This window comes from Mesorhizobium sp. M1348 (genome assembly GCF_040317925.1).
Classification (GTDB): domain Bacteria; phylum Pseudomonadota; class Alphaproteobacteria; order Rhizobiales; family Rhizobiaceae; genus Mesorhizobium.
Window position 1 is genome coordinate 684,915 of record NZ_JAMYLH010000001.1, and the last position, 25,523, is coordinate 710,437.

Annotated in this window: 26 protein-coding genes and 1 tRNA gene; 12 read left to right on the forward strand and 15 right to left on the reverse strand. The window is 61.2% G+C overall.

Annotation, left to right across the window (positions count from 1 at the left end; genetic code table 11):
- Nucleotides 1-7: 7 nt before the first annotated feature.
- The 8 genes from kdpB to NKH13_RS03495 form a co-directional block, all read right to left on the reverse strand.
- Nucleotides 8-2,101 carry a potassium-transporting ATPase subunit KdpB gene (gene kdpB, locus NKH13_RS03460; protein WP_352713755.1) on the reverse strand — a complete coding sequence of 698 codons (2,094 nt, stop codon included), beginning with the start codon at nucleotides 2,099-2,101 and terminating at the stop codon, nucleotides 8-10.
- Nucleotides 2,102-2,314: 213 nt separating this feature from the next.
- The gene (kdpA, locus tag NKH13_RS03465; RefSeq protein WP_352910662.1) at nucleotides 2,315-4,018 is read right to left on the reverse strand and encodes a potassium-transporting ATPase subunit KdpA; all 1,704 of its coding nucleotides are present in this window, start codon (nucleotides 4,016-4,018) and stop codon (nucleotides 2,315-2,317) included.
- Between the two features lie 25 nt (nucleotides 4,019-4,043).
- Nucleotides 4,044-4,424: a K(+)-transporting ATPase subunit F gene (gene kdpF / locus NKH13_RS03470; RefSeq protein ID WP_352910664.1), complete on the reverse strand. Its 381-nt coding sequence runs from the start codon at nucleotides 4,422-4,424 to the stop codon at nucleotides 4,044-4,046.
- 45 nt (nucleotides 4,425-4,469) lie between these two features.
- Nucleotides 4,470-5,951 (reverse strand): hypothetical protein, encoded by a 1,482-nt coding sequence (locus NKH13_RS03475; RefSeq protein WP_352910667.1) that lies wholly within the window; start codon nucleotides 5,949-5,951, stop codon nucleotides 4,470-4,472.
- A gap of 114 nt (nucleotides 5,952-6,065) precedes the next feature.
- Nucleotides 6,066-6,248 carry a hypothetical protein gene (locus NKH13_RS03480; protein WP_352910670.1) on the reverse strand — a complete coding sequence of 61 codons (183 nt, stop codon included), beginning with the start codon at nucleotides 6,246-6,248 and terminating at the stop codon, nucleotides 6,066-6,068.
- Nucleotides 6,248-6,436, reverse strand: coding sequence for a DUF3606 domain-containing protein (locus tag NKH13_RS03485; protein WP_292657372.1), 189 nt, complete (start codon nucleotides 6,434-6,436; stop codon nucleotides 6,248-6,250). Before NKH13_RS03485 ends, NKH13_RS03480 begins: the two co-directional genes overlap by 1 nt.
- 232 nt (nucleotides 6,437-6,668) lie before the next feature.
- Nucleotides 6,669-6,899: a hypothetical protein gene (locus tag NKH13_RS03490; RefSeq protein WP_023675303.1), complete on the reverse strand. Its 231-nt coding sequence runs from the start codon at nucleotides 6,897-6,899 to the stop codon at nucleotides 6,669-6,671.
- 408 nt (nucleotides 6,900-7,307) lie between these two features.
- A complete protein-coding gene (locus tag NKH13_RS03495) occupies nucleotides 7,308-7,742 on the reverse strand; it encodes a DUF3597 domain-containing protein (RefSeq protein ID WP_352910673.1) in 435 nt (144 codons plus the stop codon).
- 522 nt (nucleotides 7,743-8,264) lie between these two features.
- Between NKH13_RS03495 and NKH13_RS03500 the strand changes: the two genes are divergently transcribed.
- The 3 genes from NKH13_RS03500 to NKH13_RS03510 all read left to right on the forward strand — a co-directional run bounded on the left by NKH13_RS03500 (nucleotide 8,265) and on the right by NKH13_RS03510 (nucleotide 10,271).
- The gene (locus NKH13_RS03500) at nucleotides 8,265-8,864 is read left to right on the forward strand and encodes a YdeI/OmpD-associated family protein (RefSeq protein ID WP_352910675.1); all 600 of its coding nucleotides are present in this window, start codon (nucleotides 8,265-8,267) and stop codon (nucleotides 8,862-8,864) included.
- Nucleotides 8,865-9,321: 457 nt separating this feature from the next.
- On the forward strand, nucleotides 9,322-9,594 hold the full coding sequence (locus tag NKH13_RS03505) for a hypothetical protein (RefSeq protein WP_292657364.1): 273 nt from the start codon (nucleotides 9,322-9,324) through the stop codon (nucleotides 9,592-9,594).
- A gap of 269 nt (nucleotides 9,595-9,863) precedes the next feature.
- Nucleotides 9,864-10,271 (forward strand): hypothetical protein, encoded by a 408-nt coding sequence (locus NKH13_RS03510; RefSeq protein ID WP_352910677.1) that lies wholly within the window; start codon nucleotides 9,864-9,866, stop codon nucleotides 10,269-10,271.
- Between the two features lie 173 nt (nucleotides 10,272-10,444).
- On the opposite strand, the gene NKH13_RS03515 is transcribed toward NKH13_RS03510, so the two are convergent.
- The 3 genes from NKH13_RS03515 to NKH13_RS03525 form a co-directional block, all read right to left on the reverse strand.
- Nucleotides 10,445-12,403 (reverse strand): TIR domain-containing protein, encoded by a 1,959-nt coding sequence (locus NKH13_RS03515; protein ID WP_352910679.1) that lies wholly within the window; start codon nucleotides 12,401-12,403, stop codon nucleotides 10,445-10,447.
- Complete coding sequence (locus tag NKH13_RS03520) at nucleotides 12,400-12,951, reverse strand: hypothetical protein (protein ID WP_352910682.1); 552 nt, start codon at nucleotides 12,949-12,951, stop codon at nucleotides 12,400-12,402. Before NKH13_RS03520 ends, NKH13_RS03515 begins: the two co-directional genes overlap by 4 nt.
- A gap of 581 nt (nucleotides 12,952-13,532) precedes the next feature.
- Nucleotides 13,533-13,622, reverse strand: a tRNA-Ser gene (locus NKH13_RS03525).
- A gap of 427 nt (nucleotides 13,623-14,049) precedes the next feature.
- Between NKH13_RS03525 and NKH13_RS03530 the strand changes: the two genes are divergently transcribed.
- The 3 genes from NKH13_RS03530 to NKH13_RS03540 all read left to right on the forward strand — a co-directional run bounded on the left by NKH13_RS03530 (nucleotide 14,050) and on the right by NKH13_RS03540 (nucleotide 16,307).
- Nucleotides 14,050-14,373 carry a hypothetical protein gene (locus NKH13_RS03530; RefSeq protein ID WP_352856920.1) on the forward strand — a complete coding sequence of 108 codons (324 nt, stop codon included), beginning with the start codon at nucleotides 14,050-14,052 and terminating at the stop codon, nucleotides 14,371-14,373.
- A gap of 66 nt (nucleotides 14,374-14,439) precedes the next feature.
- Nucleotides 14,440-15,102, forward strand: coding sequence for a peptide-methionine (S)-S-oxide reductase MsrA (gene msrA, locus NKH13_RS03535; RefSeq protein WP_352856922.1), 663 nt, complete (start codon nucleotides 14,440-14,442; stop codon nucleotides 15,100-15,102).
- Between the two features lie 215 nt (nucleotides 15,103-15,317).
- The gene (locus NKH13_RS03540; RefSeq protein WP_352856924.1) at nucleotides 15,318-16,307 is read left to right on the forward strand and encodes a BMP family lipoprotein; all 990 of its coding nucleotides are present in this window, start codon (nucleotides 15,318-15,320) and stop codon (nucleotides 16,305-16,307) included.
- A gap of 83 nt (nucleotides 16,308-16,390) precedes the next feature.
- Here NKH13_RS03540 and NKH13_RS03545 read toward each other — a convergent pair whose 3' ends face one another.
- Entirely contained in the window at nucleotides 16,391-16,600 is a 210-nt protein-coding gene (locus NKH13_RS03545) for a SlyX family protein (protein ID WP_031211352.1), read from the reverse strand.
- A gap of 181 nt (nucleotides 16,601-16,781) precedes the next feature.
- Here NKH13_RS03545 and NKH13_RS03550 point away from each other — a divergent pair, with 181 nt between their 5' ends.
- From NKH13_RS03550 to deoA, 6 genes are read left to right on the forward strand one after another with little or no spacing between them, the layout of a single operon-like run.
- Complete coding sequence (locus NKH13_RS03550) at nucleotides 16,782-18,314, forward strand: ABC transporter ATP-binding protein (RefSeq protein ID WP_352713676.1); 1,533 nt, start codon at nucleotides 16,782-16,784, stop codon at nucleotides 18,312-18,314.
- On the forward strand, nucleotides 18,311-19,450 hold the full coding sequence (locus NKH13_RS03555; protein ID WP_352465913.1) for an ABC transporter permease: 1,140 nt from the start codon (nucleotides 18,311-18,313) through the stop codon (nucleotides 19,448-19,450). The genes NKH13_RS03550 and NKH13_RS03555 overlap by 4 nt, the downstream gene beginning before the upstream one ends.
- Nucleotide 19,451: 1 nt before the next feature.
- A complete protein-coding gene (locus tag NKH13_RS03560; protein ID WP_352516902.1) occupies nucleotides 19,452-20,423 on the forward strand; it encodes an ABC transporter permease in 972 nt (323 codons plus the stop codon).
- 6 nt (nucleotides 20,424-20,429) lie between these two features.
- A complete protein-coding gene (gene cdd / locus NKH13_RS03565; protein WP_352713673.1) occupies nucleotides 20,430-20,822 on the forward strand; it encodes a cytidine deaminase in 393 nt (130 codons plus the stop codon).
- Nucleotides 20,819-21,637, forward strand: coding sequence for a purine-nucleoside phosphorylase (locus tag NKH13_RS03570; protein WP_352910687.1), 819 nt, complete (start codon nucleotides 20,819-20,821; stop codon nucleotides 21,635-21,637). Before cdd ends, NKH13_RS03570 begins: the two co-directional genes overlap by 4 nt.
- On the forward strand, nucleotides 21,637-22,956 hold the full coding sequence (gene deoA / locus NKH13_RS03575; RefSeq protein ID WP_352713667.1) for a thymidine phosphorylase: 1,320 nt from the start codon (nucleotides 21,637-21,639) through the stop codon (nucleotides 22,954-22,956). The genes NKH13_RS03570 and deoA overlap by 1 nt, the downstream gene beginning before the upstream one ends.
- Nucleotides 22,957-23,066: 110 nt before the next feature.
- On the opposite strand, the gene NKH13_RS03580 is transcribed toward deoA, so the two are convergent.
- The 3 genes from NKH13_RS03580 to NKH13_RS03590 all read right to left on the reverse strand — a co-directional run bounded on the left by NKH13_RS03580 (nucleotide 23,067) and on the right by NKH13_RS03590 (nucleotide 25,475).
- Nucleotides 23,067-23,627 (reverse strand): TIGR02281 family clan AA aspartic protease, encoded by a 561-nt coding sequence (locus tag NKH13_RS03580; RefSeq protein WP_352713664.1) that lies wholly within the window; start codon nucleotides 23,625-23,627, stop codon nucleotides 23,067-23,069.
- A gap of 100 nt (nucleotides 23,628-23,727) precedes the next feature.
- Entirely contained in the window at nucleotides 23,728-24,357 is a 630-nt protein-coding gene (gene upp, locus NKH13_RS03585; protein WP_023675320.1) for a uracil phosphoribosyltransferase, read from the reverse strand.
- Nucleotides 24,358-24,500: 143 nt separating this feature from the next.
- Nucleotides 24,501-25,475: an adenosine deaminase gene (locus NKH13_RS03590; RefSeq protein WP_352713663.1), complete on the reverse strand. Its 975-nt coding sequence runs from the start codon at nucleotides 25,473-25,475 to the stop codon at nucleotides 24,501-24,503.
- Nucleotides 25,476-25,523 lie beyond the last annotated feature (48 nt).

The window sequence follows — 25,523 nt, forward strand, 5'->3', positions numbered from 1 at the left end:
TGGTTCCTTATGCGAGACCGAGAGCAGTGATAGCCATGTCGATCACCTTGATGCCGACGAAGGGGACGACGACGCCGCCGAGACCATAGACAATGAGATTGCGGCTGAGCAGCGCACCGGCGCCGACCGCGCGGTATTTGACGCCCCTTAGCGACAGCGGGATCAGCGCGATGATGATCAGCGCGTTGAAGATGATGGCCGAGAGGATAGCGCTCTGCGGCGTCGCCAGATGCATGACGTTGAGCGCTTGCAGCGGCCCGGCGGTCTGGCCCGGGGCGATGTAGAAGACGGCGAATATTGCCGGGATGATGGCAAAATACTTGGCCACGTCGTTGGCGATGGAGAAGGTGGTCAGCGAACCACGCGTCATCAGCAGCGCCTTGCCGATTTCGACGATCTCGATCAGCTTGGTCGGATCGCTGTCAAGATCGACCATGTTGCCGGCCTCGCGCGCCGCGACCGTGCCGGTGTTCATGGCAACGCCGACATCGGCCTGCGCAAGGGCCGGCGCATCGTTGGTGCCATCGCCGCACATCGCGACCAGCTTGCCTTTGGCCTGCTCGTCGCGGATCAGCTTCAACTTGTCCTCGGGCGTCGCCTGGGCAAGGAAGTCGTCGACGCCGGCTTCCGCCGCGATCGCCGCCGCGGTCATCGGATTATCACCGGTGATCATCACCGTGCGGATGCCCATGCGGCGCAATTCGGCAAAGCGTTCTGCGATGCCGCCCTTGACGATGTCCTTCAGATGGACGACGCCGAGCAGGCGCCCGTCGCGCTCGACCGCCAGTGGGGTGCCACCCGATTTGGCGATCTCGGCGGCGATCCCCTGGAGGTCGCGGACGGTGTCGCTGCCGGGGCGCGTACTGCCTGTGGCAACGGTCGAGAGGTTGACGTGGGCAAGCACCGCATCGACTGCGCCCTTGCGGACCGAGGAGCCTTCCAGATCGACGCCGCTCATGCGGGTTTGCGCGGTGAAGGGCACGAACGTCGCGTGCAGGCTTGCCATGTCGCGGGCGCGGATGGCGTATTTTTCCTTCGCCAGGACGACGATCGAGCGGCCTTCCGGCGTTTCGTCGGCAAGCGAGGCAAGCTGGGCCGCGTCGGCCAGTTCCTGTTCGGTGACGCCCTTGACCGGACGAAATGCCGTCGCCTGACGGTTGCCCAGCGTGATGGTTCCGGTCTTGTCGAGCAGCAGCGTGTCGACATCGCCGGCCGCCTCGACGGCGCGGCCCGACATGGCGAGTACGTTGAAGCGCACCAGGCGGTCCATGCCGGCAATGCCGATGGCCGACAGCAGGGCGCCAATTGTGGTCGGGATCAGGGTAACGAACAGGGCGACCAGCACGGTCACCGAGATATAGCCGCCCGAATACGAGGCGAAGCTCGGGATCGTCGCCGTCGCCAGCACGAAGATCAGCGTCATGCCGACGAGCAGGATGTTAAGCGCGATCTCGTTGGGTGTCTTCTGGCGCTCGGCGCCCTCGACCAACGAGATCATGCGGTCGAGGAACGTATGGCCGGCAGCCGCAGTGATGCGCACGCGGATCCAGTCGGACAAGACCTGCGTGCCGCCGGTCACCGCCGAACGATCGCCTCCGGATTCGCGAATGACCGGTGCGGATTCGCCGGTGATGGCCGCCTCGTTGACTGAAGCCACGCCTTCGACCACCTCGCCGTCCGAGGGGATGATGTCGCCGGCTTCGACCAGCACGATGTCGCCGACCTTCAGGCTGGTGCCGGGCACCAGTTTGAACTTGCTGCGGTCGCCACCGTTCAACAGCTTGGCCTGCGTCTCGGTGCGCGCCCGGCGCAGCGAGTCTGCCTGCGCCTTGCCGCGGCCTTCGGCCACCGCTTCGGCGAAATTGGCGAAGAGCACGGTGAACCACAGCCAGATGATGATCTGCAGCGTGAAGCCAAGATCGCCGCCGCCGGTAACGAGATCCTTGACGAACAGCACGGTGGTGAGCGCCGAGACGACGGCGACGACGAACATCACCGGGTTCCGCATCAAGGTGCGCGGGTTCAGTTTTCTGAAGGAACCGCCGATAGCGGGCCACAGAATGCGGGTATCCATGATGCTCACGGATTTCGACGGGCTCATTTGGTGGCTCCAGTGTCGATGTTGTTGACCGGTCGATCGTGTGCCGAACGAAGGTGCGGCGGCCCGTAAGCCAGCAGCCAGATCATGATCAAGGCTGCCGCAATAGCGAGGAATGTGGACAGCGTCGGGAAAGGAGGGGGCGTTTTCTCCCCCTCCGGCTCGGGGCGATGCCGGACCTTTCGAGGTATGATCTTGAACCAGGGCATCGCCGTTTCAGAATGTCTGACCGTGAATCATCGCCAGGTGCTCGACGATCGGTCCGACCGCCAGGGCAGGGAAGAAGGTCAGGCCACCGACGATCAGGATGACACCGGCCAGCAGTCCGACGAACAGCGGACCGTCCGTCGGGAAGGTGCCGGCGGAGGCAGGGACGGTCTTCTTCGCAACCAGCGAGCCAGCAATCGCCAACGCCGGAATGATGACCAGGAAGCGGCCCATCAGCATGCCGATGCCGAGCGTTATGTTGTACCAGGGCGTGTTGCCGCTGAGACCGCCAAAGGCGGAGCCATTGTTCGCCGCGGCCGAGGTGTAGGCATAGAGAACCTCGGAGAAGCCGTGTGGACCGGCGTTGGCGATGGAAGCAACGCCGGTCGGCAGCACCACCGCGATAGCGGTGAAGATCAGCATTGCCAGCGGCAGGCAGAGCACGGCCAGTATAGCCATCTTGACCTCCTTGGCCTCGATCTTCTTGCCGAGATATTCGGGCGTGCGTCCGACCATCAACCCGGCGACGAAAACGGCAATGACGATGAACATCAGGATACCGTAGAAGCCGGCGCCGACGCCGCCGACAATGACCTCGCCGAGCTGCATGTTGATGATGGGGATCATGCCGCCGAGTGCGGTGAAGCTGTCATGCATGGCATTGACCGCGCCGCAGGACGCGGCCGTGGTGATGACGGCAAACAGTGCCGACAGGGCGATGCCGAAGCGGCTCTCCTTGCCCTCCATGTTGCCGCCGTCGATGCCGAGGGCATGGACCAGAGGATTGCCGGCGGCCTCGGCCCAGTAGCAGACGGCAACGCCGGCGATGAACAGCACGCCCATAGCCGACAGAATTGCCCAGCCCTGGCGCTGGTTGCCGACCATGCGGCCGAAGACATTGGTCAGCGCCGCGCCGAGGGCAAAGATCGTCACCATCTGGATCAGGTTGGAGATTGCATCGGGATTTTCGAAGGGATGCGCTGCATTGGCGTTGAAGAAACCGCCGCCATTGGTGCCGAGCATCTTGATGGCGATCTGCGATGCGACCGGCCCGACCGCGATGGTCTGTTGCGCGCCTTCGAGCGTGGTCGCGTTGACGTAGGCAGCGAGCGTCTGTGGCATGCCGAGATAGACATAGACGAGCGTCAGGACGATGCAGAACGGCAAAAGCAGATAGAGCGTGCAGCGGGTCATATCGACCCAGAAATTGCCGATGGATTTGCCTGAGGCCCTGGCAAAGCCGCGGATCAGTGCGACCGCAATGGCGATGCCGGTCGCCGCCGACAGAAAATTCTGCACGGTCAAGCCGGCCATCTGCACGAGATAGGACATCGTGCTTTCGCCGCCGTAGTTCTGCCAGTTGGTGTTGGTCATGAAGCTGGCGGCGGTGTTGAAGGCCAGCCCAGGTTCGACGGCGGTCATGCCGGCCGGATTGTAGGGCAGGCCGCCTTGCAGCCGTTGCAGCAAATAGAGCACCAGGAAGCCGGCCAGGTTAAAGAACAGCAGGGCCGCCGCATAGGAGGTCCAGTGCTGCTCCTCGCGCTCGCTGGTCCCTGATATGCGGTAGAGCCCGCGCTCGAGCGGGGCCAGAATTGACGATAGGAATGTGCGCTCGCCGCTGAAAACGCGATGCATGTAGCCGCCGAGCGGCTTGGCCAGCAAAACTACGATCCCGCAATAGACGAGGATCTGCAGCCATCCGTTGATTGTCATGGGGTTGGCTCCTTGCCAGCGGAGATCAGAAGCGTTCCGGGCGAACGAGGGCGTATGTCAGGTAAGCGAGAAGAAACAAGGTCACGGCGCCGCCGAGGATATAGTCGAAAAGCATGTTACGATCCCTAAACTTACGGCTTGTCGCAGGCTTTGATGTAGCCAAAGCATAGAGCAAAGAACGCGATTCCAATCCCGACAACAACGATGTCCATCGTGCATTTTCCTTATAATGGTGTTTGTTCTTTTCAACTTGGACAAAACTATCCGAGCCTGTCGCCGCATCACATCGGCGGCCGGATACATCGCTTCGGCGAATATGGATCAAAGTGCCATAAAGGTTCGAGACGGGACGCGGAGCAAAGAAATCAAAATCCCATAAGGATTTCGCCGCCTCGGCGCTGGCCACAGCTTCAGGAGGGAGGTGCGCACCGGCGCGCGAAGCTGCCGGGGATCAGTCCGCGCGGGTGTAGATCACCGCGTAGTCGTCCGCATAGGCCCGCTTCCAGCCCAGTTCCTCGAAGAACGGAATGCGGCTGTCGTCGGCGGTCAACAATGCCCAGCCTACCGTATATTTCTCGAGTTGGGCTTTCAGGATCGGCTTGCCCCGGCTGTGCCCAGTCTGCTCATCCGTTTCCGTAAAGCCATTCAGGAAGAGCTGATCCGCGCGGCCGTCGATAAACGTCCTGATGCCATGGAAAATCAGCGTGCCGCCGAAATTGTAGGAGTTCAGCAGATTGCCCGACAGTTTATGGGTTTGGGCGAATGCCAGCGCGTCCCTCGCCGAGGTCTTCTGGCTCGGCACCACCGGATACGCCATGAACGCCGCAGCCGCCAAAACCACCAAAACGGCAATTCCAGCGCAAATCCTGGAAAATTGCCGTGCGAAAAAATGTTCAAGTCCGTCGCGCTTTTCAGCCGCCCATTTTGCGGCTGAAAGCGCTGGATATTGTTGCGCGACCTCGACGGCAAGGACGACCGGGACAAGAAGAAAGAACAGGTACATGAACCGTATGTGGGTGAGATAGACGTGCAACGTGAAGACAAGGAACAGCGCCTTGGCCCAGCCAATGCGCAATCTCGACACGAGCAGCCCGAAAAACGCCACCAGCAGGGCCACCTCCTGGAGGGTATGCCGCGAGGCGTCGAACGGCTGCCACTCCGCAATGTAAGGCACCGCCTCATTGCCATAGGCCACGGTGAATGTGGCGAGTATGGCCTTGACGCCATAGGGATTGAGCAGGCTGATCAGCGGGCAAAGCAGCCCGAAAGCGATCCACTTGGCCAGCAGCCGGGGGTTCGACAAGCGCGTGCGCATGACGAGGTCGAGGCCGGCGAAGGCGGCGATGACGAAACCGAAGGTGAAGGTGGCGTGGAGATTGGCCCACAGGCAAAGCAGCGCCAGCAGCCATAAAGGCGGCGCTTTCTCGTTGCGTGCGGCTTCGAAAAGACCGGCGGTCCAGACGACGATAATGGGCAAGGTAAAGATGTGCGGCCGGGCGACATAGATCGGCCCGATCAACAGCGCGAGCACCAGCGTCAGTCCTATCGCCAGCGTCGGCTTCAACCACGCGCTGAGATACCACGACGTCAAGAAGACCGTCAGCGCGATTACTGCAGTCGCCAGCAGTACCACGCCGTTCCAGCCGCCGGCTTCAAAGGCAATTGCAAGGAGAACCTGGCTAAGCCATTCCTTGGCGATCCATGGCTGGCCGGCAAAAGTGTAGGAATAGATGTCGACGGTGGGGAATGTGCGGCTTGCCAGCATATCCATGCCGACCTTGATGTGCCACCAGCTATCGGGATCCTGCAGGAGGGAGGTGGCAAAGGCGAGGAGCGCCGCCGCCATCACGACGGCCGCCAACAGGCAAAACACCAGCCTCACATGCCGTATGTCGTCTATCGACGGCCTCGCCTCACCAGATATCCCGCGCATGTGGCATCCCTGAGCCGCGATAGCGGTAGGGATAGGCCGAATTTGTTAGAAAACCGATAAGCTGCAGGATTGCGGCCACAATCCTGTGCCGCGCGTCCAACCGGCTCGGCGCGTTCAGCCCTCGGCCTTGAAGTTCTTGGCTTCCTTCTCGACCTTCGGGCTGTCCTTGCCGTGCTTGCGCATCAGATCCTTCGCCTGCTTCGGCGAAACGTCGGTGGTTTCAGCCAGACGCAGAGCCTCCTTTTCGTCCGCATCGCGCGTCTTGCGGTCGGCCATTGCGGTTTTCTTGTCAGCCATTACGACGCTCTTATGCTCTCGGCGATTTCGTTCAGCACCTTGCGATCGGTGCCGTGGCGCTTGATCAGCGTGCGTGCCTGATCCGGGGTAATGCCCGCTTCCTCGGCGAAGTGACGTACCTCGTAGTCTTCGCCGCCCGCCACTCGTGAGCGGTCGCGACTGTCGGTCTTGGTTTTGTCGTCGGCCATGACAGCTCTCCTCATCTCGACGAGGGCATAACGGGCAAGATTTCAGCGAGTTCCTTCGAGCGTGTCGCCCAATTACCGCGTTCGGGCATGACCCGGCATGAGCAGCGGTTTTGCTCAAAGCAAGGGCTTGGTGCCAGGCCGACCTTCACGCACAAACAGGCTGGCCTCTTTGGCGGCGCTGCCAACCGCCCGCCACTGCTCCTGGGCGCAGCCTGATATTCGTTCCGGTTTGCTAATGGGAGCGATGGTCGAACACGACGCCCATGGTCCTACCAACGGCCGTCATGACGATAAGCTCGACCAGATCGTCGTCACTGTTGCCGCAGGCCGGGGCCGTCCTGCGAACGATGTCCAGCATCGCCCTCGTCGATATGGTGTCGCCGGCACCGAACCGTGAAAGCGCAGATGAAACAAGCTCTTGGGCCGTCAAGTCGGCGACAGTCACCCTCTGCACCACGTTCATTGGCTTCCTCCCACCATGAACCCTCTCCCGGGAGAATGATACGCCGAACGTCGGGTTTCGCCAGCGAAATGGTGGTCCTACCAGCACGTGGTCGGCGACCGAAATCGTCGGTTTTGCGTGAGGCAATCCGGGCGCGAGGCGCCAGTGCTTTTGTGCCATGCGACTTCGACAAAGACCGATCCCGGCGGCCGGGATCGGTCTCAATTTTATTTACTTTGCAGTCTGATACTTGGCAGTGTGGTCTGCTCGGTTGCGGCCGAAGCCAGCGCAGCAAGAACCACGGTTCGGGCAGGACTGGAACGGTTCGTCGTTTCACGGAAACGCCGAACCGGTCTGTCTTTTTTGTTTGACGCAATTCCGGACGGAAAACCGTTCACACGTTTTCCCGGAATTGCTTGTCTTATGACTCTAGGCGGCCAGGTCGCTCGGAAGCTTGCCGCCATTCTCGGCCAGCTTTTTCATCAGTGCATCATGCAGCCACAGATTCATCGTTACGGTGTCGTTCATGTCGCCGGTGTAGTTCAGCTCGTGGGCAAGCTCCTTGCGGGCGCCGAGGCTGCTGTCGATATTCAGAGCCTTCATCAGGTCGACGATCGAATTCTTCCAGTTGAGCTTTTGCCCCTTCGCGGCCACCGCCTTGTCGAGAATGGCAGCGATGTCCGGGGCAGAGGACGGCGCGGCCGGCGCGGCCGGAGCCGGGGTTGCAGCCGGGCCGGGTCGGGTAGGCGCCGTCGGCTGGGTGGCCGTGTTCGAAGCAGGCGCGGGAGACGGTTGCGCCGTCGGCGCTTCGGCCGCAACCGCGTTTCCGAAAATCGCACCTTTGATACTGTCGAAAATGCCCATTGCTATCTCCTGTGTTGGCTTGACGGTGTGTTGCCTTGACGGTCGGTGAGGCGACCGTTGCCGAATGCCGCATTGAACGCCATGGTTGTACCTGACCACGAACGCAACGCAGGGGCAACTCCAAACTGGCTGAAAGGTAAAGGCTTGGTTGCGTTAGAAAATCGATCGAGACGGCAGCAGTTCGGGCTAGATACAGCTCGAGAGACCGTCAAGTGCAATGGATGGCGGCCTAAATGAAGGCTCTCAGCATGCATCCAGCTAAATTAGAAGTTGCAAATAAATCTGCGGATGCCGAGCGGTTCCGTACGAGTAAGATCAGTGTCAGTGGCCAATGGAGGCATTGGAGCGGTACCTGGAGGGAGACGCTCTTGATGATGAAAGCAGAAAGATCGTCTAGGTTTCGTATTCGCATCGTTGAGGGGAGCGAACCATGATCCCGGTTGTCGGAGCTGAGATGAGCATGCGCGCGGCAGGCAAGCGGCTTGGCATCGTCACGCGCCTGCGTCACCGGCGGACCGGCTGATGGCGCCCGTCAAGATCGACCCCGCCAAGGTGCGCGAGTTCAGGGATGCCGAAAGCTTCCATGCCTGGCTTGGCGAGCATCACGTCAGCGAGGACGAAGTCTGGATCAAGATACATAAGCTCGATTCGGGGCAGCCGTCGATTACGCCGAAGCAAGCCATCGACGTGGCGTTGTGCTGGGGCTGGATCGATGCGGTGCGCAAGGCGTTGGACGGCAAAAGCTACCTGCAGCGCTACACCCCGCGCGGCAGGAAGAGCACCTGGAGCCAGATCAATGTCGACAATGTCGCCCGGCTGATCGAGGAGGGCCGGATGACCGAGCTCGGGCTGAAACAGGTCGAGGCAGCCAAGGCCGATGGCCGCTGGGCGCGCGCTTACAAGAGCGGCAAGGAGATGAAGATCCCCGACGATCTCCAGGCGGCAATAGACGCCGAGCCCAGGGCGAAAGAGATGCTGGCAAAGCTCAGCGGGCAAAACCGCTTCGCACTCGCCTTCCGCATCCACAACATGAAAACCGAAGCGGGACGCAAGAAGAAGATCGCGGCGTTCGTGGAGATGCTGAAGCGCGGCGAGACCATCTATCCGCAGGGCAGAAAGTGACATCTGACGAGGCGTGCCGGCGCTGCGTCTTGTGCTTGTCCCTGTCGGCGAGCCCCGAATGCTGCCGGATCGCTGCTCAGGCGCACCTTCGATCCTGGCGATGTCGCCGACGATTTGTTTTCGACGAGCGTCGCCCGGCACTTCGACACCAGCTCTCATTCGTTTAGTTGATGCAGGAAAAAAGTCCCGTCCTCACAGTCGGCATAGTATATTAGCAGGCGCTGTTATGAGGTTTTTGCCCGTTCAGGAGCCGACTGGCACGTGGGCCGTGTTTGATGCGACCGTGGACGTGCCTGCGGATTTCGCTGGCAGTTGCCTTATCGGCTTGCCGCGGGAGCGGGCGGAGTGGCTCGCAGCAAGAGCCAATCGAGATGCTGCAAAAGGCACTTCGATTTGCCGGTTGTCAGCTGCCGGACCGGCACAAGTTCTTAGACTTAGACCGTTAGGAGAGATTTCGATGATGCACGAACAGGTAATGGAAGCTGCGTTGGCAGCCAGAAATCAGGAAGTGGATATTTGTGGTGTCTTCGACATCACCAACAAAACCGATGCGCCAATTGGCTCTCGCCGATTGGGCGAGGCTATCCACTTTGTCGCCAATGCACCTATCGTTGGCTATGATGTTCACGCCGCCGTCATCAGGTATGGGCCACTCGGAACCCCCAGCCTCAGAGCAACAGATTGCGCACAGCTGTGGGAGAAGTTTGGCGAGGCCTTGCTGCAACACTGACGGGCAGACCTTCGGCGCGTATGACACCACCATCTTGCAGGACACTTCGCTAGCGAGAACGACGTGGAAGCCTGGCGGGTGATGTTGCAATTAAATTAGCCTGAGCGCATATTTTTTACCGGCTGGACTCGCAACCGGCCAGGCCCGGCGGCCGGCCGCCAACGGGCTGTCAGGCCGGGGACAAATGGCTCCGCAGGCCCGACGGTCCCCTTGGCAGGTCGCTGGAACCAAAGCATGATGCGGCGGCAAAAACGGTTTGGGGGAATGACATGCCTAAGGTTTCGGAACTCTTTTTCAAGACAGCCATCGTCTTTCTAATTCTGGGAATTGCAGCTGGCCTGCAGATGGCAATTTCAGGAGATCACGGCGCGTTTCCGGCTCACGCGCACATCAACCTGCTGGGGTGGGTCACCAGTGCAATATTCGGCGGCTACTATGCGCTGAACCCGGCAAAGGCTGCCCGCAGGACGGCGATGATCCACTACGGCGTGTACAATCTCGGCCTGGTGGTGATGCTGCCGGCGCTTTACCTGATGCTGCAGGGAAATCCGGCGCTCGAGCCGATCGTCGCCACCGGCTCGATGATTGTCGCTGCCGCCGTGCTGATCTTTGCCTTCGTGGTTTTCTCCAGCGAAACAGAGCGCTCAGTCTCGGGAATACAAGCGGTTCCGCGCTAGACGGGTCGGCGATGGTGCCGAGCCTGTCAAAGCCCGTGCTCTGGTGGAGAGCGCGGGCCAGTCGGGTTGTGGGCTGAACTGGGTGGGAGCCCGGAGATATCGACGTGGCGAAGAGAGCGGGACACCTAGAAGGAGAAGAGGGCGCTTGTGAAGGCTGTGAAGCTGTCACCATCTTATTGATCGACAGTCGGTGCAGTAAGTAACGGAGGCTCCACTAATTTTCGCCAAACAACCTCGGTTTTTTCGAAACTCTGCAACTGCACTTTGAGTATCGCTGTGCCTTCTAAGAAGGCCACAATTGAGGTCTCCCTCGCAAACGAATCAATAAGGCTGACAGTGGCTTGGTCTTTTGGCCGTCGAGTGAGTGTTCCCTCGAAAGCGTTCCCAAATTGTCGGATTCGGAGTTCGATTATCTCGGTTCGCTGTCTCGGATATGTCGAAAACAGCCCAGCGAGGGTATTCCCGGTCAGGGCATTTCCAGTTGCTTCACGCTCGAATTCTTCGGTTGCTTCGTAGGACCCGTCAGACCTTTTGCAAACGTTCAGAACCCCATCAGCAGTTTCCCACTTGCCTACAATGTCGGAATCGTCTGACTGCAGTGCCGCGCAACCGAGTTCCAGCAGGAAGACTTGCCTCGTTTTGGCAATGGCGCGGGCTTGTGTCACCTTATCCTCCTGTTCTCTGGAAGCTGAATCTAAGGAGCTTAAGGCGTCTACTACATTAGTATGGTGATCGGGCATTGCTACAGCAGCTTGAAGCCGCTTACGAGCCTCACCGAAGAACCCGCCTTGAATTAAGCCAAAGGCTAGGTTTGCATCCGCCAACGTTTCTCCCTTTGATGAGGCCTCTTCATAAGCGGCTACTGCTTCACCCGTAATTTTCAATGTGGAATAGGCCACTCCCAAGTTGTTCCAAGCCATCCCCGTTCTTTCTCGCACAGGAATGCTCTCATAGTGCATCAAAGCCAGCTCTGTGTCGCTTTGGCCATAGCTATGGGCTAAATCGAATCGAAGTGAAGTGTCGTCGGGAGTCTCTTTTAAGCGAACCTCATCTATCGCGTTCGCTATTTGTTTGAGGCTATTGGCGCTGGCTAAGCTTCGCAATGTACGCCTTAACAAGGCGTTCTTTGTGGGCTCTTCTCGTGAGAGCGCAAGAAGTTTTGACTTAATTCCAGCATAGTCTAACTCTTCACTTACTCCATCGAGTGTAACAAGACTGCTGACGGCGGCTGAGGCCTGTTCAATGCTCGCGGCGCAGTCAAGTGCCTTCGCATGAGCACTCACTGCACCTATGGTATCTCCATAGTATGCAAGAACGTCTCCGAGCATGTCATAGAGGCGGGAGTTGTTCGGGAAGGTTGCCACCTTTGCCTGGATGGTCTCTAAGGCTCCTGATTTTCCGACCCTCATGTTGAGATACGCTCGCCAACTGTCCCATACTGCTAAAGCTTCCTCCGAATCTGCCAATTTGCAGGCTCGAAATGCACTATCGATCTCGGATTGTTGGGTCTCGTCTTCGTGGAAGACGGCGAGCATAAAGGCATCTTCATACTGCCACAGCTGCCAGTCGTCCGCCGGCTCAAAAGTCCTTAGCAGCTTGTCGGCGTCAGCGTCCGCTGGAACCTTCTCCGGCGCCTTTTCCGCTTCGACACGACCCGCATTCTCGGGGGCAGGCCGTCTGCCTCCCACCCGGATGGCTTCAAGGATCGAGTGCGTTGCTGGCCCAAGTGCGGCGGCTAGATTGTCATCTGTTCTGGACGGTTCGTAGTCTACGGGCGTAATCCCTATTAAGTCTGACGGAAAGTTTATCTCTATCCCCCGAGGTCTAACAATAAACGTACGCTTTCGTGTTAATCGGCCGATAAATAGCCCTAGCTCAAATAGAACGTTATCTCGGACGGTTTTCCTGGTTTCACCACGCATCACGGTAACATCATCGGGAATAAACACGAAGACTGCAAAGTCTGCTCTGTCTAGATGCCTTTCTAGCGCCTCCAGTGGATATTCGGAGTGCCCAAACGCGCTCTCTGTCCAGACTATTGTCTCCGCGTCGTAGCTCAGACCGGCAGCTATTGCCTTGGCTGGTCGCAAATTTTCGCTAGATGAACCTATGAAGATAAAAGGCTTGTTCACTCTTTGACTCTTCTATCCCGTTCCAAAGCTTCGTTGGCTCGTGATACCAAAAGATGGATGCCGCGACTCTTGCGGATCGGGAACCCGTATGCCAACCGCAACTCTTCAGCCAGCTTTATGGCGGCTGCGGCGTGACTGACAATGAAGTCATCGGTTCTCACCTCTATGAAGCCAGCATCAATCACATCCTTGCTAATGCTCTGGCGGATCGCAACCTCCCTCCTAAAATTCATTGATTGTTCGGCAAGAGATTTTCGCAAAGACTGCCAAGCGGTAGGATCGTCGGGATAGGCCGGAAGGTTCGGGGGCATCAGGGCTCCGGGTGACATCTTGTATATGTCCTGCCGGACCAGCACTCCTGCGCACTGATCCCCGTATTCCTCGAGAATTACTGCAATGCAAAGCGCTAAATGTTCAGCCTTGCGCCGGCGCTCCATATATTCTCGATAGCCGCCAAACATCCCGTTAATGGCAGCAGTCCCCAAGCCTGCACTCAGGAAAATCTGGACAATGGCAATCCAATTCCAGTGCGTCAGGTCCCAATTCATGCGCGTGCTGCTTTGCAGTTTGAGAGTATGGAACGGGATGCAAAATGAAATTTGGGTCTCACATATCAGACGCCGCCTCGCGAGACCCTTCGCCCATGCCCCTCCAGGCATTTCGTTTTGCCGTCCTAATGCCCGCCCGGCGACGACTTAGTGCCCTTCCGCCCGCAGTCACGCCCGATCAAGCGTTCGCACTGCCACTGCCACCAAGCTGACCGCCACGATAGGCCCGACGTCTCCGATAGTGAAGCCAGCGACGAGCTCCAGGCTATTGGCGGTCGAGACCGCCTATACTCAGAAGTCCTCGAAAGAGCGCCGTACCCATTCCGCTTGCGTGGCTGTTGATGCTGGCACCGGCCTCCATAATGCTAACCGCGAACGGCGGGGACCGTTGAAGAAATGATAGGAAAACCAGTGCCACCCTGCCTTGCGCAATTCTTCCTACGCGATGATCAACAGGTCTCCAAATTCCTTAGGGGTGATAGTCAATTCCCCAGCTTAAAGTAAATTGTTTTGGGGAAGGGCGCCAGCCAAATAGCTTAAGCAAAAAAATGGTCAAATGTCTTACAAAATATTCGTGTTGCTGGCGGAGAGAGCGGGATTCGAACCCGCGTTACGGTCTCCCGTAAACACACTTTCCAGGCGTGCGCCTTCAACCACTCGGCCACCTCTCCGTCTTTAGCATTTTCGCTGCGGCCGGTTTCGCCGCGCGGGTTGGGGAGATGCATCTCCCTTGGGGATTCCGGACCGGAATTCCGGCCGTGGGCGCCGTCAACCAGCGGATACCCTTTCCCCGCACCTGAGCCGTCAAAGCAACAGGCGCGGGGCTCATCTAGTCGATCCGGTGCCGAATGCCAAGACATAACGACAGTCTATTCGCTTTGCCGGATACGGATGCTCACCCCATGTTACCGGAGCACCCGTTGGGAGCCTATCGAAAGGGGCGGCGGAGGTGTGCTCGCCGTCCGGCGCGCCGCCGGTTCCGGCGAACCGGCGGTCGCGGGTTCAACTTCGCGTGTCGCGATTGCAGGCGAAGCAAGTAGATCCTATCTAACAGTCCGATACGACATTCTGATAATCTCCTGGGGAGGAAGGGTCTGGATGTTCCGCTTCATCTTTCGTCTCGCTGCAATGGTCGCGCTGTCGGTTTCGGTCATCATGGCCGTGCTCGATGCGACCCGGTCGGTGGCGGCTTCGGCGCTGGTGATGACCCCGCTTAATACCAGCTGGCTCGCGGTCTCGCCGGATACGCGCAGCGCCTTCGAAAGCTTCGTCCGCGACAAGGTCAATCCGCTGCTGTGGGATGGCACCATCGCCTGGGTGCTCAGCCAGCCCGGCTTCGCCGTGTTCGCGGTGCTGGCGTTCATTCTTTACGCCATCGGCTACAGGCGGCAGCGCCCCAGCGGGCGGTTCGCCGCGACCTGAAATTCCAGCCTGACCCGGTGTTCCCGTAGCGGGGAGGCTCAACCAAGAAGAAAAGGAAACCGCACTATGTTTCTCAGCGACATGCTGAACAAGAAGCTCAACCTGCCGAAGCCCTCCGAGGCGCTGCCCGGCCGCGACCGGCCGATCCCGACGGCATCGAAGCACTTTGTCTCGAACAGGCCGCTCAAGGGTCCCTATCCCGAAGGGCTGGAGACGGCGATGTTCGGCCTGGGCTGTTTCTGGGGCGCCGAGCGCCTGTTCTGGCAGGTCGAGGGCGTCTGGGTCACGGCGGCCGGCTATGCCGGCGGCGTCACGCCCAACCCGACCTACCAGGAAACCTGCACCGGGCTCACCGGCCATGCCGAAGTCGTGCTCGTCGTCTACGACCCCAAGATCGTGTCTTATGCCGAGCTCTTGAAGCTGTTCTGGGAAAGCCACGACCCGACGCAAGGCATGCGCCAGGGCAATGATGTCGGCACCACTTACCGCTCGGCGATCTATACGTTCAACGACGCGCAACACCAGGCTGCGATCGCCTCGCGCGACGCCTACGAGGCTTCGCTGCGCGGTGCCGGACGCGGCAAGATCACCACCGAGATCGCGCCGGCGCCGGAATTCTATTTCGCCGAGGAAGACCACCAGCAATATCTGGCGAAGAACCCCTACGGCTATTGCGGCCTGCAGGGAACCGGCGTCTCCTGCGCCATTCCGGCCGCCGTATCCGCCTGATTTTATGACCCTGACGCAAGGAATATGCTGTGACGCCGCGATGCGGCGCCACGCTTTTCCAAAGGGTCAAAATTCCACGTGAATTTTGTTTCGGGCCGTGCCAGATTGGCCCGAAGCGGGAGGACGACACTCCTGCCTGACGCCGCGTGCCTGCCGGAGAACCGGGCCGGCATGCGGTGCATAATGGACAAATAACCGACAGGGGTGTGGATCACATGAAACGTATCGTTCTCGGCCTTATGGCCGCAGCTGCAATGGTTCTTCCGGCCTTCGCCGCGGACATTCAACCCGCGCTTCTCTATGATCTCGGCGGCAAGTTCGACAAGTCGTTCAACGAGGCGTCCTTCCACGGCGCCGAAAAGTTCAAGACCGAGACCGGCATCCCCTATGTGGAATTCGAGGTCAGCAACGCCACCCAGCGCGAGCAGGCGCTGCGCCGTTTCGCCGAGGACGGCCGCAATCCGATCGTCATGGCGGGCTTCTCCTGGTCGGATGCGCTTGACAAGATTGCCACCGAGTTCCCCGACACCAAATTCGCCATCATCGACATGGTCGTGGACAAGCCCAATGTCCGCTCCCTGGTCTATAAGGAGCAGGAAGGCTCGTACCTCGTCGGCGTGATGGCGGCGATGGCTTCCAAGACCAAGAAGGTCGGCTTCGTCGGCGGCATGGACATTCCGCTGATCCGCAGGTTTGGCTGCGGCTATGTCGGCGGCGCCAAGGCGGCCGGCGCCACCGACGTCATCCAGAACATGACCGGCGATACGCCGGCAGCCTGGAACGATCCGGCCAAGGGCGGCGAGATCGCCAAGACGCAGATCGACCAGGGCGCCGACGTGGTCTACGCAGCGGCAGGCGGCACCGGTGTCGGTGTGCTGCAGGCAGCGGCCGACGCCGGCAAGCTCGGCATCGGCGTCGATTCCAACCAGAACGGCCTGCAGCCCGGCAAGGTGCTGACCTCCATGGTCAAGCGCGTCGACGTTGCCGTCTACAACACCTTCATGGATGCCAAGGACGGCAAGTTCACGGCCGGCATCAACGATCTCGGCCTCAAGGAAGGCGGCGTCGACTACGCCATGGACGACAACAACAAGGCACTTGTCGACGATGCGATGAAGGCGGCGGTCGAAAAAGCCAAGGCCGACATCATTGCCGGCACCATCAAGGTGCACGACTACATGTCGGACAATGCCTGCCCGTATTGATCGATTGCCCTTATTGATCGACTGGCACTGCTGAACTGACGAGCCGCCGGGTGAAAGCCCGGCGGTTTTGCATTGTCAGCCGCTCACCAGTGCGGCGGCTTGGTTACCGGCACGTCGGGTGCGGCCTGTTCCTCCAGCGCCAGGAAGCGCTCGGCCAGCGCGTCGAGCTTGCGCTGCATGCGCTCGATCACCTTCCACTGTTCGGCGATCTGGCCGGACAGTTCCTCAATGGTCTTCTCCTGCTCGGCGGCGCGGATTTCCAACGTCGTCAGCCGGTCCTCGGGCATGGTCATTTGAAATCCTCGATCAGGCGATTGTGCAGGCTGCGGCCACGTTGGAAATTGACAAGCATGGCGGGATTTGTCGAGAGTGAACGCTGCTCCGGCCAATTGGCGCAGACCCAATTGGCACAGACTGGGCGTCATGCTAGGCGTTTGACCAAGCGGTAAAAAAATAACAGTGGGAACAGGCTGCATGGCGCAAGCCGCAATCGAGCTGATCGGCATCGACAAGAGCTTTGGCGCCGTGCGCGCCAACCGTGACATCAATCTGGAGATCATGCGCGGCACCATCCATGGCATCGTCGGCGAAAACGGCGCCGGCAAGTCGACGCTGATGTCGATCCTCTATGGTTTCTACCAGGCCGATGCCGGCGAAATCCGTGTCGGCGGCCAGCCGGCATCGATCAAGACGCCGAACGATGCGATCGCGCTCGGCATCGGCATGGTGCATCAGCATTTCATGCTGGTCGACAATTTCTCGGTCCTGGAAAACGTCATTCTCGGCGCCGAAAGCGATGCGCTGCTGAAGAAGAGCATCGCCAAGGCGCGTTCCGAGCTGGAGCGGCTCGAGCGCGAATACGGGCTCGAAGTCGATCCCGACGCGATCATCGAGGAATTGCCGGTCGGCCTGCAGCAACGCGTCGAAATCCTCAAGGCGCTCTATCGCGGCGCCGAGATCCTGATTCTCGACGAGCCGACGGGCGTGCTGACGCCGGCCGAGGCCGACCATCTGTTCCGCATCCTCAGGCAGCTGAAGGAGCAGGGCAAGACGATCGTGCTGATTACCCACAAGCTGCGCGAGATCATGGCGATCACCGACACGGTCTCGGTGATGCGCCAGGGCACGATGGTGGCGACACGCGAAACCAGGAAGACCACGGTCGAGGAGTTGGCCGAGCTGATGGTCGGCCGGCGCGTGCTGCTGCGCGTCGAAAAGGGCGAGGCGAAGGCCGGCGGCGTCAAGCTCGCGGTCAAGAATCTGACGGTGAAGGATTCCCGCGGCGTCACCATGGTCGACGACGTCTCCTTCGACGTCCACGCCGGCGAGATCGTCGGCATTGCCGGCGTCGCCGGCAACGGGCAATCCGAACTGCTCGAGGCGATTTCCGGCATCAGGCATGCCGTGTCGGGCTCGGTTATGCTGGACGGAAAGCCGATCGACCTGACCGGCGCCGCCGACCCTGGCGAGCTGCGCGAGCGCGGCCTTGCCCATGTGCCGGAGGACCGCCACCATGTCGGCTTGGTGTTGGCCTTCGAGGAGAACGAGAATTCGATCCTCGGCTACCAGGACGACGAGCGCTATCTGAAGGGGCCGTTCCTCGACATCGACGCCATCCGTAACGATGCCAGGGACAAGATCGTCAAATACGACATCCGCCCGGCCGACTGCCGCCTCAAGACCGCCAATTTCTCCGGCGGCAACCAGCAGAAGATCGTGCTCGCGCGGGAAATGGAGCAGGATCCCGGCGTGTTGATCGTCGGCCAGCCGACGCGCGGCGTCGATGTCGGCGCCATCGAATTCATCCACAAGCGCCTCATCGCGATGCGCGACCAGGGCAAAGCGGTGCTGGTGGTTTCGGTCGAGCTCGACGAGATCCGTTCGCTTTCCGACCGCATTCTGGTGATGTTTGCCGGCCGCATCGTCGGCGAGCGCGGCCCCGACGCGACCGAGGGCGAACTCGGTCTGCTGATGGCCGGCGTCGAGCACCGGGAGGCGGCCGAGTGAGCACTCCCTATGCCAAGCTGCCGGCCTGGGCCGATTACGTGCTGATCCCGCTGATCAATCTGTTCGTCGCCTTCGTCGTTGCCGGCTTCGTCGTCATATTGGTTGGCGAGAACCCGCTGCGCGCAGCCGTCGTCCTGGTCGAGGGCGCCTTCGGTCGCGGCCAAGGCATCGCGTTCACGCTTTTCTATGCCACCACCTTCATCTTCAGCGGGCTTTCGGTGGCGGTTGCGGCGCATTGCGGCCTGTTCAACATCGGTGGCGAGGGCCAGGGCTATATCGCCGGTCTCGGCATCGGCATCGTTTGCCTGGCCTTCGACAGCGTGCTGCCCTGGTGGCTGACCTTCCCGATTGCCATTGTCGCCGCAGCGGCGATGGGCGCGCTGTGGGCGCTGATCCCGGCCTATCTGCAGGCCAAGCGCGGCTCGCACATCGTCATCACCACCATCATGTTCAATTTCATCGCCGCCAGCGTCATGGTCTATGCGCTGGTGGGCATGCTGAAGCCGCCCGGCTCGATGGCGCCGCAGACGCGCACCTTCCTCGAAGGCGCACAATTGCCGAAGCTCAACTGGATCATCGAATTGTTCGGCGCCAAAATCCGTTCGGCGCCGTTCAACGTCAGCTCGCTGCTGGCGCTGGCCATGGCCTTTCTCGTGTGGGTGCTGATCTGGCGCACCAAGCTGGGCTACGAGATGCGCACCTATGGCCATAGCCCGAAAGCGGCGCGCTATGCCGGCATTTCGGAGATCCGCATCATCATCATCGCGATGATGATCTCGGGCGCACTGGCCGGCATGATGGCGCTCAATCCGACGATGGGCGACCAGCATAATGTCGCGCTCGAATTCGTTTCGGGCGCCGGTTTCGTCGGCATCGCAGTGGCGTTGATGGGCCGCCTGCACCCGGTCGGCATCGTGCTTGCCGCAATACTGTTCGGCATGCTCTACCAGGGCGGCGCCGAGCTCGCCTTCGAGATGCCGGCGATCAGCCGCGACATGATCGTCATCATCCAGGGCCTCGTCATCCTGTTCGCCGGCGCGCTCGAGCATATGTTCCGGCCCTACGTCCAGGCGCTGTTCGCCTCGCTCAGCCCGAGATCGGTTGGTATGGAAGCGGTCAAGGGGAAGGGTGCCTGAGATGGATTTCTTCAATGCCATCGTGCAGGTCCTGGACTCGACCATCCGCCTGTCGGTTCCCTTGCTGCTCGCCTGCCTCGCCGGCCTCTATTCGGAGCGCGCCGGCGTCTTCGACATCGGGCTCGAGGGCAAGATGCTTGTCGGCGCCTTCGCCGGTGCCGCCGCCGCCTCGGTCTTCCACTCGGCCTATCTCGGGCTCGGCATGGCCATCCTCATCTCGGTTGCCTTCGCGCTGATCCACGGCTTTGCCTCGATCACCCATCGCGGCAACCAGATCGTCTCCGGCGTCGCGATCAATTTCATTGCGGCCGGATCGACGATCATGCTCGGCCAGGCCTGGTTCCAGCAAGGCGGGCGCACGCCAGCGCTGGCCGCCGGCGAGCGCTTCGAGGCAATCATCTGGCCGGGCGCGGATGCGCTCAGGAGCGTTCCGATCCTCGGGCCGATCTATTCGGAACTCATCTCCGGCCACTCCGTGCTGGTCTATCTCGCCTTCCTGGCCGTGCCGTTCACCTGGTGGGTGCTGTTTCGCACCCGCTTCGGCTTGCGCCTGCGCGCCGTCGGCGAGAACCCGGCCGCGGTCGATACCGCCGGAATATCCGTCGCCTGGCTGCGCTACCGGGCGCTGATCTGCACCGGCGTGCTCACCGGCATTGCCGGCGCCTATCTGTCGATGGTGCAGAATGGCGGCTTCGTGAAGGACATGACCGCCGGCAAGGGCTACATCGCGCTGGCCGCGCTGATCTTCGCCAAATGGAAACCGGTCAACGCCATGTTCGCCTGCCTGCTGTTCGGCTTCCTCGACGCGGCGTCGATCCGCCTGCAAGGCACGCCGCTGCCGCTGATCGGCAAGGTGCCGGTGCAATTCATGCAGGCGCTGCCCTATGTCCTGACGGTCATCCTGCTTGCCGGCTTCATCGGCAAGGCAATCCCGCCGCGCGCCGGCGGCGTGCCTTATGTCAAGGAACGCTGATCTATCATGGCTCATGATCTGTTCGAAGCGGCGAAAGCCGCCATGGCCAAGGCCTATGCGCCCTATTCGAAATTTCCGGTCGGCGCGGCGTTGCGCACCGAGGACGGCCGTGTCTTCACTGGCGCCAATGTCGAGATCGCGTCCTATCCGGAGGGCTGGTGCGCTGAAACCACCGCACTTGCCAACTACATCATGGGCGGCGGCGGCAAGATCACGGAAGTCGCCGTGATCGCCGAACGCGTGGCAAAATGCTCGCCCTGCGGCGGCTGCCGGCAGCGGCTGGCGGAATTCTGCCGGCCGGAAACGAAGTTCTATCTCTGCGATGACAGTGGCGTGGTCGAGACCGTGACCATGGGCGAGTTGCTGCCATACGGATTCCAGGGCGATGTGCTGAAATGAAAGAAGCGCTCGATCACCTCGTCGAAAGGCTGGACGGGCTGGCGCCGACCACCGCTTTGGTGCTGGGATCGGGGCTTGGCGGGCTTGTCGACAAGGTCGAGGATGCAGTGCGCATTTCCTACGCCGACTTGCCGGGGTTTCCCAGAAGCGGCGTCAGCGGCCATGCCGGCGAGGTGGTGGCGGGGCTCTTTGCCGGCACGCCGGTGCTGATGCTGTCCGGCCGCGCACACTACTACGAGCACGGCAACGCGGCGGCGATGCGGCCGGCACTCGAGGTGCTTGCCGGCCTCGGCATCTCCAAACTGATCCTCACCAACGCCGCCGGTTCGGTCGATTCCGGGATGGGGCCGGGCTCGGTGATGCTGATCACGGACCACATCAATTTCTCGGGCTCCAACCCGCTGATAGGCGAGCCGAGCGACCGCCGTTTCGTCGGCCTGACCGAAGCCTATGACGCCGGTCTCCGCTCCGCCATCGAGCAGGCGGCGAAGGCCACCGGTACCACGCTGCACAAGGGCGTCTATATGTGGTTCTCCGGCCCATGCTTCGAGACGCCCGCCGAGATCCGCATGGCGCGCGTCATGGGCGCCAACGCGGTCGGCATGTCGACGGTGCCGGAGGTCATTCTCGCCCGCTTCCTCGGCCTGCGCGTCGCCGCCTGCTCTGTCGTCACCAACCTTGCCGCCGGCATGACCGGAGCCGAGCTGTCGCACCAGGAGACCAAGGACATGGCGCCGGTCGGCGGCGCGCGGCTGGCGACCATCCTGCAGCGCGTTTTTCAGGACGGGCTTCCGGAGCACAGGGTCGACGCCTGATGCTTCCCCAGGAAATCATCCGCCGCAAGCGCGATGGCCAGAAGCTCTCGGCTGAGGAGATCGCGTTCTTTATCGAGGGCCTGACCGCCGGCACCGTTACCGACGCGCAGGTCGGCGCCTTCGCCATGGCGGTGTTCTTCAACGGCATGAGCCGCGACGAGGCGGTGGCGCTGACAATAGCGATGCGCGATTCCGGCGATGTGCTCGACTGGTCGGATCTGCCTGGGCCGGTCACCGACAAGCATTCGACGGGCGGCGTCGGCGACAATGTCTCCTTGATGCTGGCACCGATCGTCGCTGCCTGTGGCGCCTATGTGCCGATGATTTCCGGCAGGGGTCTGGGCCATACCGGCGGCACGCTGGACAAGATGGATGCCATCCCCGGCTATATCAGCCAGCCGGACATTGCACGCTTCCGCAAGACGGTGCTGGAAACCGGCTGCGCCATCATCGGCCAGACCGCCGATCTGGCTCCCGCCGACGCCAGGCTCTACGCCATCCGCGATGTGACGGGAACAGTGGAATCGGTGCCGCTGATCACCGCCTCGATCCTATCGAAGAAGCTGGCCGCCGGCCTCAATTCGCTAGTGCTGGACGTCAAGGTCGGCAACGGCGCCTTCATGGAGAAATCGCGCGATGCAACCGCGCTGGCCAACAGCCTGGTCGACGTCGCCAATGGCGCCGGCCTTAAGGCCTCGGCGCTGGTCACCGGCATGAACGAGCCGCTGGCATCCGCCGCCGGCAATGCGGTCGAGGTGCGCAACGCCGTCGATTTTCTCACCGGCCGCTTTCGCGACCGGCGGCTGGAGGACGTGACGCTGGCGCTGGCCGCCGAAATGCTGCAATCGGCAGGCCTGGTGTCGTCCAACCAGAACGGCCTGCGCCGCGCCGCCGAGACGCTGGCCGGCGGCCGCGCCGCTTCCATCTTCGCGCGCATGGTGGCGGCACTTGGCGGTCCCGCCGACTTCATCGAAAATCCGGAAAAATATCTGCCGAAAACGGCAACGGAATTTGCCGTCAAGGCGAGCGCGAACGGCTTTGTCACCGGCATCGCGACCCGCGAGATCGGGCTTGCGGTGGTCGGGCTTGGCGGCGGGCGGACGCGGCCGGACGACAGGATCGATCACGCCGTCGGCATCACCAGGCTGTTGCCAGTCGGCGCTGAAGTGCGGACCGGCGAAGCGCTGGCGCTGGTCCATGCCCGCAATACCGGGGATGCCGAAGCGGCCGCCGCCGCCGTGCTTTCGGCCTATACGATCGGCACTTCCAAACCGGCCACGGAGAAAACCGTCATCCGGCGGATCCTGCCGCGCGGGTAGAGCCCATTCCGATGGGTATCGGATGGGCTCTATCTCTCTTGGACCATGATCTTGTCCGAAAACCGGTTCCCTCTTTTCGCTGGCGCGGACCTGCGGTTCGGGATCACGGTCTACTGAACCAGCAGCAGCGTGCCGTCTTCGACCTGGTATTTTTCGAGCCGCTGCAGAAAGCTCATGCCGATCAGGTTGGTGTGCAGCGCCCTGTCGTCTAGCACGACGGCCTCGACGCCCTCGACGGTGATCCTGCCGATCTGCAGGCGGTCGATCGTCACCACGGCGGCCTTGATCGCACCGTTGGCGGTGTTGACCTGATGGCTGAAGTCCGACGAATTGAGCGAGATGCCGATCCTGCGTGCGGTCGAGCTGTTGATGGCGACGAGCGTCGCGCCGGTATCGATCATGCCGTCGATCTGGCGGCCGTTCAACTTGAAGGCCGACATGAAATGCCCGCGCGCGTCCGCGGTGACGACGACCTTGCGGCCGAGCGGCTGCGGCGTCGCCGGCCTGTCCGGAACGGCGGCGAGGTTCAGGTCGGTTTGTGTGTCGGCCGGCTTGGTTCCGACGGCGGATTTCAACAGCCGCTCGATTACCTGTGGATTCGACTGATAGACGATCGGCAGCGATGCCGACGTTCCGGCAAATACGCCAAGGATGAGAAGCTTGCGCAGCATGGACCGGCCTTTGTGGTTGCCGATCCTTAGTCCGATATGGTGTTTGCCGCTTTAACGAATGCGGAAACCAGCCGTTTGCGTAAACAATCGGTAAACGGACCTATTTGGTGCCGTACATGCGGTCGCCGGCATCGCCGAGACCGGGCATGATGTAGCCCTTCTCGTTGAGTTGGCGGTCGATGGAAGCGGTGAAGACCGGAACATCGGGATGCGCCTGGGTAAACCGCTCGAGGCCCTCTGGTGCCGCCAACAGGCAGAGGAAGCGGATGTTGGTGGCGCCGCGGCCTTTCAGCTTGTCGATCGCCGCGATCGCCGAATTGGCGGTCGCCAGCATCGGGTCGACGACGATCACCAGCCGGTCGGCGAGGTCGCCCGGCGCCTTGAAGAAATATTCGACAGCCTCCAGCGTCTCATGGTCGCGGTAGAGGCCGATATGGGCGACACGCGCCGCCGGCACCAGATCGAGCAGGCCTTCGAGCAAGCCGTTGCCGGCGCGCAGCACCGAGGCGAAGACCAGTTTCTTGCCCTCCAGCGTCGGCGCCTCCATCGTCTCGATCGGCGTCTCGATCGTCGTCGTCGTCAGTTCGAGGTTACGGGTGACCTCGTAGCCGAGCAATAGCGAGATCTCGCGCAGCAGCCGCCGGAAACCGGCCGTCGAGGTTTCCTTCTTGCGCATGATGGTCAGCTTGTGCTGGACAAGCGGATGGTCGACGACGGTGACGCCCTTCATGGTGTTCTCCGAACTGCGCAGGTGAATAGTGGATGGTGAATGGTGAATAGTGAATAGTGAACTGGTTTGCCAGTCCTTGGTTGCGCGGAAAAACTCGCGATTGATGGACCGAAGCGCCGGGTGAACCATTCACTATTCACCATTCACCTGCCCTTGGCGCCGAGCCTGCCCAGCAGCGCCGCCCTGGTCTTCCTGTCGACGAAGGCTGCCTCGATGGCCGTCCTGGTGACGGCGGTGAGCGCCTTGTCATCCATGGCAAAATGCTCGGCGGCGATGTCGTATTCGCGTTTCAGCGAGGTCCAGAAATAGGGCGGGTCATCGGAGTTGAGCGTCACCTTGCAGCCCGCCGCGCGCAAGGCGGGAAAGGGATGGTCGGCGAAGCTGTCGAAGATTTTCAGGGCGATGTTGGAGCCGGGGCAGCATTCGAGCACGACGCCTTCGTCGGCGATGCGCCGCACAAGCTCGGGGTTCTCGATGGCGCGCACGCCATGGCCGATGCGAGACGGGCGGATGTGGTCGAGTGCCGCCTCGACGCTTTCCCAGCCCAACAATTCGCCGGCATGAACGGTGATGCCGAGGCCGGCCTCGCGGGCGATCTCGAAGGCCCTGACATAATCTTCCAGGTCGCCGATCCGCTCGTCGCCGGCGACACCGAAGCCGGTGACGAGCGGATGCCCGCTGCGGGCCGCGAAACGCGCCGCCCGCTCGATCGATTCGACACCGAAATTGCGCACGCCAGTGACGATCATGCGGCCTTCGATGCCGGTCTTCGCCTTGGCGCGGGCCATGCCTTCGCCGAGCGCGTCGGTATAGGCCTTCGGCGACAGCCCGGCCTTGCTGGCATGGTCGGGCGAGGTGAAAACCTCGGAATAGATGGCGCCGTCGCGGGCAAGGCTGGTCAGGTAGTGATCGGCCAGCCGCGCATAGTCTTCTTCAGTGCGGAACAGGTCGGAGGAGAAGTCGTAGGCGGCGAGGAAAGAGGTGAAATCGTGCCAGACGAAGGAGCCGTCCTGGATGTAGGGCGAGGCATCCTTGCCGTATTTCTCAGCCTGGCGGAGGACGAGTTCAGGCGCCGCTGCCCCTTCGATGTGGCAGTGCAGTTCTGCTTTCAAAGGCATTCGATTATCCCGTCAGGCTTTTCTTATGACGCAAGTTCTTGTCGGAAA

What these genes read in the sequence shown, in the direction of transcription:
- NKH13_RS03485 (WP_292657372.1), bottom strand. Translation starts at nt 6,436, where the DNA reads ATGGCCGACGACAAAACCAAGACCGACAGTCGCGACCGCTCACGAGTG.
- NKH13_RS03510 (WP_352910677.1), top strand. Translation starts at nt 9,864, where the DNA reads ATGCCTAAGGTTTCGGAACTCTTTTTCAAGACAGCCATCGTCTTTCTA.
- NKH13_RS03560 (WP_352516902.1), top strand. Translation starts at nt 19,452, where the DNA reads ATGGATTTCTTCAATGCCATCGTGCAGGTCCTGGACTCGACCATCCGC.
- cdd (WP_352713673.1), top strand. Translation starts at nt 20,430, where the DNA reads ATGGCTCATGATCTGTTCGAAGCGGCGAAAGCCGCCATGGCCAAGGCC.
- NKH13_RS03475 (WP_352910667.1), bottom strand. Translation starts at nt 5,951, where the DNA reads ATGCGCGGGATATCTGGTGAGGCGAGGCCGTCGATAGACGACATACGG.
- NKH13_RS03500 (WP_352910675.1), top strand. Translation starts at nt 8,265, where the DNA reads ATGGCGCCCGTCAAGATCGACCCCGCCAAGGTGCGCGAGTTCAGGGAT.
- NKH13_RS03580 (WP_352713664.1), bottom strand. Translation starts at nt 23,627, where the DNA reads ATGCTGCGCAAGCTTCTCATCCTTGGCGTATTTGCCGGAACGTCGGCA.
- kdpB (WP_352713755.1), bottom strand. Translation starts at nt 2,101, where the DNA reads ATGAGCCCGTCGAAATCCGTGAGCATCATGGATACCCGCATTCTGTGG.
- NKH13_RS03520 (WP_352910682.1), bottom strand. Translation starts at nt 12,951, where the DNA reads ATGAATTGGGACCTGACGCACTGGAATTGGATTGCCATTGTCCAGATT.
- msrA (WP_352856922.1), top strand. Translation starts at nt 14,440, where the DNA reads ATGTTTCTCAGCGACATGCTGAACAAGAAGCTCAACCTGCCGAAGCCC.
- NKH13_RS03490 (WP_023675303.1), bottom strand. Translation starts at nt 6,899, where the DNA reads ATGAACGTGGTGCAGAGGGTGACTGTCGCCGACTTGACGGCCCAAGAG.
- NKH13_RS03540 (WP_352856924.1), top strand. Translation starts at nt 15,318, where the DNA reads ATGAAACGTATCGTTCTCGGCCTTATGGCCGCAGCTGCAATGGTTCTT.
- NKH13_RS03480 (WP_352910670.1), bottom strand. Translation starts at nt 6,248, where the DNA reads ATGGCTGACAAGAAAACCGCAATGGCCGACCGCAAGACGCGCGATGCG.
- kdpA (WP_352910662.1), bottom strand. Translation starts at nt 4,018, where the DNA reads ATGACAATCAACGGATGGCTGCAGATCCTCGTCTATTGCGGGATCGTA.
- NKH13_RS03545 (WP_031211352.1), bottom strand. Translation starts at nt 16,600, where the DNA reads ATGACCATGCCCGAGGACCGGCTGACGACGTTGGAAATCCGCGCCGCC.
- NKH13_RS03530 (WP_352856920.1), top strand. Translation starts at nt 14,050, where the DNA reads ATGTTCCGCTTCATCTTTCGTCTCGCTGCAATGGTCGCGCTGTCGGTT.
- NKH13_RS03590 (WP_352713663.1), bottom strand. Translation starts at nt 25,475, where the DNA reads ATGCCTTTGAAAGCAGAACTGCACTGCCACATCGAAGGGGCAGCGGCG.
- deoA (WP_352713667.1), top strand. Translation starts at nt 21,637, where the DNA reads ATGCTTCCCCAGGAAATCATCCGCCGCAAGCGCGATGGCCAGAAGCTC.
- NKH13_RS03495 (WP_352910673.1), bottom strand. Translation starts at nt 7,742, where the DNA reads ATGGGCATTTTCGACAGTATCAAAGGTGCGATTTTCGGAAACGCGGTT.
- NKH13_RS03505 (WP_292657364.1), top strand. Translation starts at nt 9,322, where the DNA reads ATGATGCACGAACAGGTAATGGAAGCTGCGTTGGCAGCCAGAAATCAG.
- NKH13_RS03570 (WP_352910687.1), top strand. Translation starts at nt 20,819, where the DNA reads ATGAAAGAAGCGCTCGATCACCTCGTCGAAAGGCTGGACGGGCTGGCG.
- NKH13_RS03550 (WP_352713676.1), top strand. Translation starts at nt 16,782, where the DNA reads ATGGCGCAAGCCGCAATCGAGCTGATCGGCATCGACAAGAGCTTTGGC.
- upp (WP_023675320.1), bottom strand. Translation starts at nt 24,357, where the DNA reads ATGAAGGGCGTCACCGTCGTCGACCATCCGCTTGTCCAGCACAAGCTG.